The 11616-nt window shown below is 32.4% G+C and carries 15 protein-coding genes and 2 pseudogenes; 4 read left to right on the top strand and 13 right to left on the bottom strand.

All coding sequences use genetic code 11. The features are described 5' to 3' along the window. Positions 1 to 556: 556 nt before the first annotated feature. From MOK21_RS11480 to MOK21_RS11470, 3 genes are all read right to left on the bottom strand, one after another. On the bottom strand, positions 557 to 799 hold the full coding sequence (locus MOK21_RS11480; protein WP_249074077.1) for a hypothetical protein: 243 nt from the start codon (positions 797 to 799) through the stop codon (positions 557 to 559). Between the two features lie 202 nt (positions 800 to 1001). Beyond that, positions 1002 to 1412: a YhfM domain-containing protein gene (locus MOK21_RS11475; protein ID WP_249074076.1), complete on the bottom strand. Its 411-nt coding sequence runs from the start codon at positions 1410 to 1412 to the stop codon at positions 1002 to 1004. A gap of 18 nt (positions 1413 to 1430) precedes the next feature. Continuing rightward, positions 1431 to 1907, bottom strand: coding sequence for an NUDIX hydrolase (locus MOK21_RS11470; protein WP_249074075.1), 477 nt, complete (start codon positions 1905 to 1907; stop codon positions 1431 to 1433). A gap of 323 nt (positions 1908 to 2230) precedes the next feature. On the opposite strand from MOK21_RS11470, the gene MOK21_RS11465 reads away from it, so the two are divergent. From MOK21_RS11465 to MOK21_RS11455, 3 genes are all read left to right on the top strand, one after another. After that, on the top strand, positions 2231 to 2797 hold the full coding sequence (locus MOK21_RS11465) for a DUF7018 domain-containing (lipo)protein (protein ID WP_249074074.1): 567 nt from the start codon (positions 2231 to 2233) through the stop codon (positions 2795 to 2797). 390 nt (positions 2798 to 3187) lie between these two features. Further along, positions 3188 to 3520, top strand: coding sequence for an ArsR/SmtB family transcription factor (locus tag MOK21_RS11460; RefSeq protein ID WP_249074073.1), 333 nt, complete (start codon positions 3188 to 3190; stop codon positions 3518 to 3520). A gap of 4 nt (positions 3521 to 3524) precedes the next feature. Further along, positions 3525 to 3767 (top strand): hypothetical protein, encoded by a 243-nt coding sequence (locus tag MOK21_RS11455; RefSeq protein ID WP_249074072.1) that lies wholly within the window; start codon positions 3525 to 3527, stop codon positions 3765 to 3767. Between the two features lie 184 nt (positions 3768 to 3951). On the opposite strand, the gene MOK21_RS11450 is transcribed toward MOK21_RS11455, so the two are convergent. The 9 genes and pseudogenes from MOK21_RS11450 to MOK21_RS11410 form a co-directional block, all read right to left on the bottom strand. Beyond that, entirely contained in the window at positions 3952 to 4284 is a 333-nt protein-coding gene (locus tag MOK21_RS11450; RefSeq protein WP_249074071.1) for a cell division protein FtsK, read from the bottom strand. A 506-nt stretch (positions 4285 to 4790) separates the two neighbouring features. Then, positions 4791 to 5081, bottom strand: coding sequence for a hypothetical protein (locus MOK21_RS11445; protein WP_249074070.1), 291 nt, complete (start codon positions 5079 to 5081; stop codon positions 4791 to 4793). Between the two features lie 485 nt (positions 5082 to 5566). Next, the gene (locus MOK21_RS11440; protein WP_249074069.1) at positions 5567 to 6286 is read right to left on the bottom strand and encodes a hypothetical protein; all 720 of its coding nucleotides are present in this window, start codon (positions 6284 to 6286) and stop codon (positions 5567 to 5569) included. A gap of 284 nt (positions 6287 to 6570) precedes the next feature. Next, positions 6571 to 7056 carry a GyrI-like domain-containing protein gene (locus MOK21_RS11435; RefSeq protein WP_249074068.1) on the bottom strand — a complete coding sequence of 162 codons (486 nt, stop codon included), beginning with the start codon at positions 7054 to 7056 and terminating at the stop codon, positions 6571 to 6573. Between the two features lie 99 nt (positions 7057 to 7155). After that, positions 7156 to 7494 (bottom strand): Gfo/Idh/MocA family oxidoreductase, encoded by a 339-nt coding sequence (locus tag MOK21_RS11430; RefSeq protein ID WP_249074067.1) that lies wholly within the window; start codon positions 7492 to 7494, stop codon positions 7156 to 7158. Between the two features lie 131 nt (positions 7495 to 7625). Further along, positions 7626 to 8405, bottom strand: a complete 780-nt coding sequence (locus tag MOK21_RS11425) for a hypothetical protein (RefSeq protein WP_249074066.1) — start codon at positions 8403 to 8405, stop codon at positions 7626 to 7628. Between the two features lie 105 nt (positions 8406 to 8510). Then, a complete protein-coding gene (locus tag MOK21_RS11420; protein WP_249074065.1) occupies positions 8511 to 8606 on the bottom strand; it encodes a hypothetical protein in 96 nt (31 codons plus the stop codon). Positions 8607 to 9613: 1007 nt separating this feature from the next. Beyond that, complete coding sequence (locus MOK21_RS11415; RefSeq protein ID WP_249074064.1) at positions 9614 to 10141, bottom strand: general stress protein; 528 nt, start codon at positions 10139 to 10141, stop codon at positions 9614 to 9616. A 259-nt stretch (positions 10142 to 10400) separates the two neighbouring features. Next, a pseudogene (locus MOK21_RS11410) lies at positions 10401 to 10799 on the bottom strand (SDR family oxidoreductase); the annotation flags it as partial. Between the two features lies 1 nt (position 10800). Here MOK21_RS11410 and MOK21_RS11405 point away from each other — a divergent pair. After that, positions 10801 to 10965 (top strand): annotated as a pseudogene (locus MOK21_RS11405) (glutathione-dependent formaldehyde dehydrogenase); the annotation flags it as partial. Positions 10966 to 11149: 184 nt separating this feature from the next. On the opposite strand, the gene MOK21_RS11400 reads toward MOK21_RS11405, so the two are convergent. Beyond that, a complete protein-coding gene (locus MOK21_RS11400; protein WP_249074063.1) occupies positions 11150 to 11584 on the bottom strand; it encodes a hypothetical protein in 435 nt (144 codons plus the stop codon). Positions 11585 to 11616 lie beyond the last annotated feature (32 nt).

The raw sequence follows: 11616 nt of genomic DNA, 5'->3' as shown, positions 1-11616 counted from the left end.
AAAAACAAACAAAATGAAATCAACAATAGTGAAATAGATCTGGTCATTTTCTAACACCTCAATGTATTTTAGGTGTAGTATTCCCAGCTTCATTAAAATTAAATTGACATTGCTTGTTCAACTAAACCTCGCCGTTAGCCATCCATGACGCGCCAAAAATCAACACTTCACCACAGAAAATGAAAGATGATTAAGTTCTTTCATGGGAGTTGAATAACTTAATAATCAGTTGTTTGGAATAGCACACCTTATTTTTAAATGTTGGAGTTGGGAGGCGTAAGCTTAAAAGCAAGGTATGTTGAGATTGTGGTAGCACATCATTAAGTTGATGTGCTTTGTTAAGTCTCTCAGACAGCGCTCAGACGACTCGAGTATCAGTTAGACATACACTTGGTTGCATGGGTTGCTATCAGGTAGGTTCTCAGAGCTACTTTCCAATTCTTATGAACGTTGATCAAGAGCAGGGAGCATAACAAAAAGGACTTGTGTATGATATTACGCACAAGTCCATAGTTTGAAGTGTGATAGGATGTTGTTCCTCTTGTTGAAAAATGACTCATAAAATTATTTTTTCTCCAAGATAATCTAAATCCCTTTTTAAGTTAAAAATAATAAGTATTCTATGAGACCTTTCTGTAACTCGACCAAAATCTACAATTTGTTGTATTTCAACTATGTCATTTGTATAAATTTTTTGTGAGTCTCTAACTTCGGTAATCTTTTCGCCTAAATTGTCAATAGATTCCCAATGTACAATGTTAAGTTCAACTACTCCTTGATAAGAAGCTTTTATACTCAAATCATCATCTCCCTGCATCTTAAATAACTGAAAATTATGTCTATTAAGAATGATAACACAGAAAAGTTTGATTTGGTAGATAAATAGAAAAATTTACCAGAGGTTTATTTCTATTACAGTAGTCCACACAATAAGGTCAAAACAGATTCTTAATAAGAACAGCGACGCTTCTTGCACAATCGCGCCCGATTGTGCAGGATCGTTATTCAACTAAGAATATATTTTTTAAGGTATTTGCATTATCATTATTTAGTTCTCCGTGACTTTTGTATTTATCAATGCTAGCAATTGTTCCTGTACCAGTATTTTCATTGAACCAAACTCCTAATTCCCTCAATCTTTCAGGCTTTTTATCATCAGTGTAAAAAAATGTAGCTTTTACATCTGGATTTCTAGCCATGTTAACCCCTGTATCTTCCCATTTAATGTTTTCGATTGTTTTCTTTAATAAATCAACCGTTTCATTATCTGTTATCATTAAAACTTCTTCGTAATTTCTTTCTTTACTTAACTTTTGAAAATCTACTCTTGTTAATTCCCTTTCATCTTCACTATAACAGGCAACTAAAAACATTGTTGCAAAAAGAAAAATAATAGTTATTATTCTTTTCAAATTCATAAACCTCCAATATTAGTTTTCAATACGCAAATATTCGGAAGGATTTCTCATGACAAAATGTTTTTCAATAGACATTAGGACTTCATCATTTCCAGGTAATGAAACCGTGGCAATTGCCTCTTTAAACGATAACCATTTATATTCGCTGTGTTCGTAATTTAATGTGACTTCTTGTTGTTCTTCAACATATCCAACAAATACAGGTGCAACATAAATATAATTTTCTTTTGGTGAAAATATTTGATCAAATTTGTTAGTAGTATATAATAAAATCTTTGAAATACCTGTTTCTTCTTTGACCTCTCTTACAGCAGACTCCCAAGCCATTTCTCCTTCCTCGATACCTCCGCCAATATAACACCAAACATTATTTAATACAGATGTAGACCTTTTCAATAACAGTACTTTATACTCTTTTTCAATCTTTTTTAAAAGTACAATTGCAACACCTGTACATTTTATTGGAACTTCACCATAATCTCCACTCATTTACTCACCTCGTAGTGTTTTTCTATAACCCTTAAATTTCCTTTTTGCTTTAAATAGAATTATTCATAATCTCAATATAGAGAACGAAACTTAGTGGTAAATGTTTCCTTAAAGTGTATAAAAACGTCCCTCAAGAATATGGCCCGATTGTTGAATACAAGTTAAACAACACTGTTCAACTAACCTGCCCCTTTAGTTTAAGTAAATTTCTTCACAATCTCCAAAGAGTTTGGGGCCGGGATCCTGTTTTTTGCGGCCCGGAATTTTACGTTGTGGTACAATATGTTAATTAATTACAATACTTTCTAAAAGGAGGATACATAATGAAAGCAACGAAACTCGTATCATTAGCAATACCTATTCTATTATTAGTAGGTTGTGCGGTAGAAAATAAAGAGTCTACTCCTAAGACTGAGCAGGTAAGCAAATCAACAATGAAAACAGTAATATCAGAGAAACAGTATCCCTATTATATTTGTGAACAATTAGTAGAGTTTCAATACTTGAAGGATTTATTCATAGTAAACTCGATGAAAGCTACGAAAGACAAAGAAAAAGAAAAAGATATTTTAAAAACAGCAAACAAGATGGATGAGATTTTAGACAATATGGAATATATAAAAGTTCCTGATAAATACAAAGACATTCACAAAGACATACAATTAGGGGTAACAGATGCAAGAAAAGGAACAAAGACTATTAAAGACGCTAGTAAAGAGGATAAACCGAATATGCAAGAAGCTGTACTAAAAAGTATGCCACATTTATCAGGTGTAGATGGGGAATATTGGAAAAGGGCGGGTTATGAGTTAAGTAAGGAAAACAAAGATGCTTATGTTAAAGCACTTGAGAAATTAACGAAAGAACATTCGGAAAATGACTTCCGCTAACGATAATTATGTAAATGAGCTGACCATATGGGCGGCTCATTGTATTTTTTGCTTAGCATGGGTTTTTTCCAAAATGCTGGCGGTACCCCAATCAATCTTTATTTTAAATAATCGAACTTTGTTTTAAATGATCAATCTTTTTTATAAAACTACAGTATTTTCAGATAATGACTCCTCCCAACCTTACAAACCATGCTATGACTGACTTTTAACAAAAGTGTATAAAAAGCTGTATAAATAATGTTCATAAGAAAAGCCACGAAACGTTGATTTAACAACATTAGCGGCCTTTGAGTTCGTCTCCAAACTTGTATTTGGGAACGTTTTTTTGAATGTTTATGTATTTACTTATATTTACAAAACAAGTAATATGTAATAAATTTATTACATATGAAACATATTAATAATGGTGATGAATTACTTTTGTTTTTGGAAGCTTTATCTAATCCTCATAGATTAAGAATTATTAGCATTTTGTCTAATGGTAAACAGTACGTTAGTCAGCTTGCTAGAGAGCTTGGTATGAGCAGACCCCTTTTGTATTTGCATTTACAAAAGCTTGAAGAAGCAAATCTTGTTTCAAGTGATATGGAATTACTAAAGAGTGGTAAAGCTGCGAAATACTATATGCTAAATTCTTTTAAATTACAGTTAAATGAGGAGCTTATTTCAAAGTTAGAACCAACGCTTACTCTCAAAAAAAATAAGAAGATGGAGGATTAAATCAATGTCTCATGGTGCGACAGGTGTAAATGCAGGAGATACAGTAGCAACAATTATTATGTTAGGATTTATGGTAGTTCCAATTTTTTTAGTAGTTTTATTTTACAGAGCGTATAAGAATAACGTTAAACGTGCAGAGGAACGATTAAATGTTGAAAAACAGCAAACATTTAATTTACAAAAACAAGTGGATGAATTAAATGAACGAGTAGGGAAAATTGAAAGTTTATTAAAAGAAGTAGATTAATAGTCAACAAAAGCCTTTATCCGAAATGATTGGAAAAAGGCTTTTAAAGTCCAAAAGTGTCCTTTGGGTACATTTCATTGAGATTCTATTTATATGTTACCGCCATTCAGAACAAGTGGATCGATCAGTCTTCTTTAAAATTATTTTTCGCAGCGTCTCAGAGTGTTATTTTATTATCACAAGATCAAACTACGACATTGTGAACTTCACCTGTAAAAAACATCGATAATCCCATCAATGAAATTAAGATACCAATATAAAATGGCCAAGGGTTATCTTCTTTTTCCTTATCAAATGTAAAGTAGGTTAGTATACAAAAAATCAAAGTAATTATGGATAGACCGTATTGTGGGAAAAGGAATGCCAATATACTAAGAACAACCGCCATCATGCCATACGGATTTTGGATTCGTATATGCTTCATTTGTTCCTCAGTTAATTCCATATCTTTGTCTCCCCAAATATCAAATTTTTTCATTTTGTTAAGAAACTCAATTATTTTTTTAAAGATATCCATAATTCTCCTTTGAAATTAATAATAATTCTTTGAAAATGGTACGAAATAACAAATATAATAGTTTCAAAATTTTGGGGTTTTTATTTTAAATAAAGGCGTGATTTAGATGCATTTATTGAATAAGTAGCTAAAAGCAAATACCCCATTCAAATTACTTCAATAATACTAAGATAATCTCTTCTTCATTTTCCCCTTTATAAGTGAGCTTTTCATCACGTCCACGTTATCCAAAAAGAAAATAAATCCCAATCCCTAAAATCCCCTCATTATCACTCAATCAAATTATACCAAAATAATCCAAACGTTTGTTGAACTACTCTTCCCCTCCATTCAGAACAAGTGAATCGAACAGTCTTCTTTAAAATTATTTTTCGCAGCGTCTCAGAGCGTTATTTTCTAATAAAAACAGCGACAAGCACTGTTAAATCAGTATTTGTCGCTGTTTGAAATGTTACCAACCTTTTGTTTGGGAACGTTTTTTGAGTAACATATACATGAAGCATTAATTAAGCTTCTCCAATTCCCATGGCTAATAATAATAGAAACGCAAGAACTAAAATCACTAAATTTGCGATTAACCCGATTAATCCGATTAATAATTTACTTATGCGTCCTTTAGACATCCATAAAGATATTACAGAAAGTATAATACCTATAATGGATAAAACCCCTGAAATATTAATTATTAAGTAAATATCAGCATTCGGACCTCTTTCTGTATAGTAAAAAATAACACTTACTATCGCAGGCAATATAGATAAGAATCCTAAAGTTGTCCCTACTTTGCTTTTATTCAAAATCCATCCCCCTTACATTAAGCTCTCCCTTTTTCAATATAGACATAAATTGTAATTAAATTGTTCCCAAACCCTCGTTTGGTCACATTTCTTAACTTAGCGTTGTAAATCCCCATAATTTTGAAGGTACTCCTTGTTGCACTAAACTGCCCCGTTAGCTCAATAAGAAAAAAAGATGCTGCCGCAGCAACATCTTTTTTAACTCTTGCACTCGTTAGTTTAAGAAGAACAGCGACGCTTATTAAACAATCACGCTCCCTTATCAATTAGTCGACTCAACTTTAAACACTAAATAACCATCTGTTGAGAAATTCGCCAGGTGGCTAATTCGTTTTATAAGCGATTATAGTTACGAAAGTAAAAATTATTTTTCTACTACTTGCATAGCTCCTTGAAAAATAACAAGCATTCACTCATCAAGAAGAAGTGTTTTATGCAGGAAAATGATCTTCAAGAAACGCACTCCGTTAGTTGAAAAAAATCCTTTAACTCTCCCGCCTACATTGTATAGTGCTTTCTTTTTCAGAAATACCCTTTTGTATTGTAACTTTATTTATTTTAACACCATTTTCTGGAGTATCAGTCAACGTGATATAGATTCTATCAAAGGGAGCGTCACCATGATGTGCACTATAATTTAACGCACTTGCATGAACTATATGTCTTCTTGTATCGCCATCCAGTCTTTCAACTTTATCTATTTTTGGACACATGATAAAATCTGAATAAGTTTCAGCGAGATAGGAAAAATATCTGGTATATAAAGTTTCTTCAAGCAACTCATCTTTAGGTGACCCAACACTTTCATATTTCCAACCAACTAAGAGCCAATCATAAAATTCTAGTGATTTCAATCGAACCTTTTTGTTATTTCGAGTATATATAACCTCACCATCTGCTATCGTGCATGTTTTTACATGGTTTTCGGACACACAATTATATGCAGGTTCAATAACTGCAACGTCCCCATCTTTCATTTTTATTTTCATTATCGAGACTATGGGAGTTTTATTTAACTCAATTACTCCTTCGGAAGGACTTGCTGTGTTTATCCAGTTAACAACCTTACTGATAATCACTTCCTCATATCCATCATTTTCTTTAAATAAACGAGTTTCCTCATTTAAACGGTTTACTTGAATAAATGAAACAGCCTCTTTTTCTAATTTTGGTTGAAAACTCGCTTGTACTAATAGTAATTGCATCGAGAAAAATAATCCAAAAATCACCGTGACTAGTATAACTAACTTTCTCAAGAATTATCGCCACCTCTATTGTGAATTTTGTAGGTATTTTCCCCTTATATTAAAAATAAATACTTAAAGAACAAAGATGCAAATCAAACAGATTACGATACAAAAAGGAACGTTATTCAATAGCCCTTCTTGTTCAACTAAACTGCGCCGTTAGTTCAATAAAGAAAAAAAGAGCTGCATTATGCAACTCAATGATCTTCAAGTAAAGCCCCTGTTTGTTTAATAAGAAAACATTATTTTTTTACAATCGGTATATAAATATTAAAATGCGGATCATTCGGATCACGATCAACTGGATAATGTTCATGTTTAATCGGCATATAAGGATCATAATAATCTACACCAGCTTCTCTAAATGCGGAATAGTCACTATCAAATAACCATTGATGTAAATCCGTATAGGTCTTTTGTATATCTTCTCCTTTATTATGTGTCGTCTTCACATACATCCATTCAGGAACCCATATTTCAATCATCCCATCAGGAATTTCCTGCTCCTCACTCACTTCATACACCGCGTAATGTACAAATCCATTCTCAATTACATGATAAGATAGACCTAATTGAACATTTGGATTCACCTTATTCTCTAACTCATCAGCACGGTCTTCAACTTGTTGAATGACATTTTTTAAATTCGGTACAATTTCAGAGAATGTTCCCTCCCATTTTAATCCTACTGTCCGATAGGCAGGTAACGTTATAATTTCATAACTCAATTTATTCTACCCCTTTCTCCTAAAGCGTCATAAATTCCTTTTAACATTTTTCGCTATCTATTTGGAGAATACCTTCTTTCACTAACTTGCTCCGTTAGTTCAAAAAAAAAGAGCTGCATATGCAACTCGTATCGGAAAATACCGCCATTCAAAATCAATAATATCCTTTGAATTATTCTGTTTTGAAAGCTGCAATAACTCTTTAGATTCTTTACTATCCCTTGTAAAAGGTTTTTCGCATACAACATTTATTCCTCTTTGCAATGCGTATTTCACCATTTCAAAGTGATGAATTGGTATTGAACTCACAAACTCAAGTTCCTCCTTCTCTAACATATCCGTCCAATTTTGATAATGAGCAGGAGGATTTTCACCATTTAATAATTCTTCAGGTAATTGATGACACTCCATAGTGCTAACAGCAGTAATTTTCATCATAGGATGTATTTTACATGATAGGGGCTTGAACTTTTAAACCAAAACCGCCCCCGATTATTCCAACTTTCATATATATATACCCTTGTTTGCTCAACAAAAGTCCCTATCCCGTTATAGTTCGGATCATCCTCTTATTTTTTGAGCGGTTTAACATTATATATATGCGTCTCTGATTTCCCTTCAACAATTGTACTACCGATTATCCTAATGATATTGCCAACTTCATCGTTTTCTACACGTAATCTTTCCTCTTCGTACAATTCCAATAGTGGATCGATATTATAAAAGAAATCCACTTCAGAAAGCCAATTGTTTTCGTAAGTGTATTCCTCATACTGAAGATCGGCAAATTCCTCCGTCCAGCAACCACTTCGTTCATACTTCATCAATTTTCCGTTTTCGTATATGCACTTGGACACCACTACTAACTCGCCTGAATTATCAAATTCTAAACCATAAACAATATCATCAATGTATATCAAATACTCTTCGTCAAATCTACTGTCTGGAGTTGTAAACTCATTCACACCCTTTACTCGAAGTAGCCTGCCGTCCTTATCAAAGCCATATTCGTATGTGTAATTCCCGAATTTAGGTTTCTTCTTTTTGAACAGTCTACCCCTTTTCATCCCACCAACGATTAAATCTAAAACGGGGCTCGGACAGTAGTATCCACGATGGATTGTTTCTCCTCCTTTAGAATACTCTAACCTTACAATTTTCTTCTCCGTAGCATTGCGTAAATCTAACAATTTGTCCGCATACTTATGTTTAATACTGACCAACTCTGCAATAACCTTTACAAAAACATCTAACTTTGATTGATCGATTTTACCCGAATCCTTTATTTGCTTTTTTACATCTACTAACCAATCATTAAATTCCGCCATAATATTCTCGAACTCATCCACATTAACACCTTCCTGTTCTATAAGTATCTTTAATTAACGCACCTCGTAGTTGAACAAGATAAATGTTTACCTCTTTCGACTTTCTAACCAAGGTTGAATGTATCATCATCTGAAGATAAAACATCTTGCACATGTGGGACAATTTTCTTCTGGAAAAGTTAAAAGTAACTCTAATACGCTTGGTGCCACTGGCCAATTCATATCTTGAATCCATTCGAGAAGGTTTGGCAGCAAAGGTAATATTTTATCTCTATCTATTTTTTAATCATTTCTACTCTATCATTATCAAATTTATGTCTTGGCAAAATATCTTCAAAGTTTTCCATATACATCCCTCCCTTAAATTTATATATATTAGATGGAACTAGATGAGTAGCATGTCGTTGTATGCTGATTAATAGGGGACTTGAAAAAAAATAACGCTGGTGACGCTAGACTTTCAATAACATTAATCCCATCCGTAAACTACAATTAAAACTACAAAAACAATGGCACAGATTATAGTAAAAATAGACCATGCTTTCATTAGGGTAACTAAACAACCTTTGCTATTTCTGTCAATATATAATCCTCCGATATTCATTGTTAATAAAAGTATTACACTTATTATTAATTTTATATCCATTTCTATCTCCTTTAAATTAGATGATGTACCTTGTTTTCTATATACATGACTTGCAAGATTATAACAATTCATCTTCTTGTACTTCGTAATATTAAACCGGCGGACGTGATTTCGTAATTACATACTAAACGATACCACCCGTTAGGTTGGTCGTTCCGTAAAAGGGAGTGGAGGGGGATGTACGGTATGGTACAGGGGACCCCCGCATTGAATTTAATAACTTTTCTATATCATCGTATTTAATGAGGAAATCCTGTCCTAATATTTTGATATCTTTCATCAATGTATTCTCCGTTAGTAAATAACTTCTCTACTTGTAGGAGAAACACACCCGCTCTAATTTCTTTCCATAGAATACTTGACCTATCAAATCTTAACAATGTATTGTTTTATTTTATATATGTAATTTTTTCCTCATTCAACTAAACTGTTCGGTTAGTTCAATAAAGAAAAAAGAGTTGCATATGCAACTCTTTGATCTGATCTTCAAGTAAAGCACCCGTTACTTAATAAACTCTAAATCTTTTGGCGTTTATTAACCTTATTTCTTAAATACGTTATCAATGCAAAATAACGCTACCTTTTAGAGTTCCAATTTCTTAAGTCGTTTAAAATCCTTATTCATACAGGAATTTTTCAATTTTCTACTTCTTAACAAATCTTTAATGTTAGAGACATTGTATGAGAGTTGAATGTAAAAGTAGTTAATAAACTCTAAAATTGCAAAAATATATATGAAGAAGGTGATTGTTAAACCATCTAATGGCAAAGATGGATACCATTTTATGAAATCAAAAGCAAACACAATAATTGTGGTCATAATTATAATCATATTCACTGTTTTTAAACTATGTAATTGTCGAACAACCTGAATCGGAGTTATAGGGTTATTCTCATTTCTTATTCTTTTAAGTTTTACATACCAATAAATCGTTCCTTGTAACAAAAGAAACTCTAAGAGAATAAAAGATACCCAAAATGAATATAGAGAATACAATTGTAGATTGGGAAATGCGTAATTTATTAGATAACTAGTAGGTACAAAAGTGATTATAGAAAATAATTCCCCTGAATATAAATAAGCCAACCTATTTTCTAATGTTTTTTTCATCCTTACCACTCACCTCTTTCTTATTATTCAATTTACTTTTCTATACGAATTCACAACCTAAAATTTATAATATTATCCTATTTCGTTATTCTACAAACCTGCACCGTTAATTCAATAAGAAAAAAAGAACTGCATATGCAACTCAATGATCTACAAGTAAAACACTTGTTAATTTAAGTACAATGTTTCACAAATTGATAACTTCCTTGGAATTTAATACAACAAAAAGGTTCTAAAACCAAAGCCTTTTTAGTTAAATTCACCTTTTAAATCCACCTTCTGAATGAATAATCTGACCTGTAATCCAATCTGCTTCATCGTTCACTAGAAATTTAATAGTTTTTGCAACATCTCTCGGTGTTCCTATTCTACCAAAAGGAAACATCGGTTTTAATTCATTTTTTATTTCTTCTGTCATCCAACCTGTATCAGTTGGACCTGGATTTAATGCATTAACCGTTATTCCTAAAGGGGCTAGTTCAGCCGACAACGTAATAGTTAAAGCATCAACTGCTCCTTTTGTTGTTGCATAAGCTAATTCGCCAGGCATTGGTCCTTGAAACTGACCTGAAGTAATATTGACTATTCTTCCACCTGATTTCTTATCAAACCTTTGAGCAAATCTACTACTTAATAATGTCGTTGCACGCACATTTACCCCAGTTGTTCATATCATGCCTCATGTCTATAATTTAATCGCTGATAGTAAAGTGAATGCAGGTGATATCATTACACACGTCCTCCCTCTTGAAAAAGCAATACATGGTTATGAAATATTCGATACAAAACAGGAAGACTGTATTAAAGTGGTTTTAAAACCCTAAAATATAGCGTTTAGGTACTTTTGTCTCTCTATTACAAAAGTACCTTTTTCTGTTGACTTGGGGGTACATTTATACTTGGTACTTCTAACTTTTATTAATCTTGCACTAATCTGCCTTCCTAGTAAACTGCCCTAATGACGGTCTCAGTGTTGCGTTAAAGCACCCGTTGTGGGTCACTCTCTTTTTATTCTACGTTAACATCAAAAACAAAAGTTTGTTTTCCTTTAGACCATATTGTTATAAGTTGATAAATATAATATCCACTTTCCGATGGCATCTTAATTTCATTATCTTTCATTTCGACAATATCAGTTGTACCATCTTCATTCAGTTTAGCTACCTTAATTGAAGTAGGATTTTTATCAATTTCAAATTTTAATGTATCGTCTTTTTCAACTTCTATTGTTTCGAATAGTTCAGCTAATTCATTAATATCGGCAGAACTTTTTGTACTAATTTCAACATTGTCTTCTTTCCACTGGTAATCACTTTGAATCATTTTATATTGTTCCCCGTTCATAATCACTTTGCCTTCTGGTTGACTAAGAGTATCGGTTGGGAATACATTGCATCCAGTCAAGATAATAACTATCAATATGGATAAAATTAATTTATTCATTTCATTACTCTCCTTTATTTTTTCATTTAATT

This window comes from Lysinibacillus sp. BPa_S21 (assembly GCF_023337795.1).
Classification (GTDB): domain Bacteria; phylum Bacillota; class Bacilli; order Bacillales_A; family Planococcaceae; genus Lysinibacillus.
Note: the sequence above shows the minus strand (reverse complement) of the source record. Positions and strands in the feature narration are given on the sequence as shown.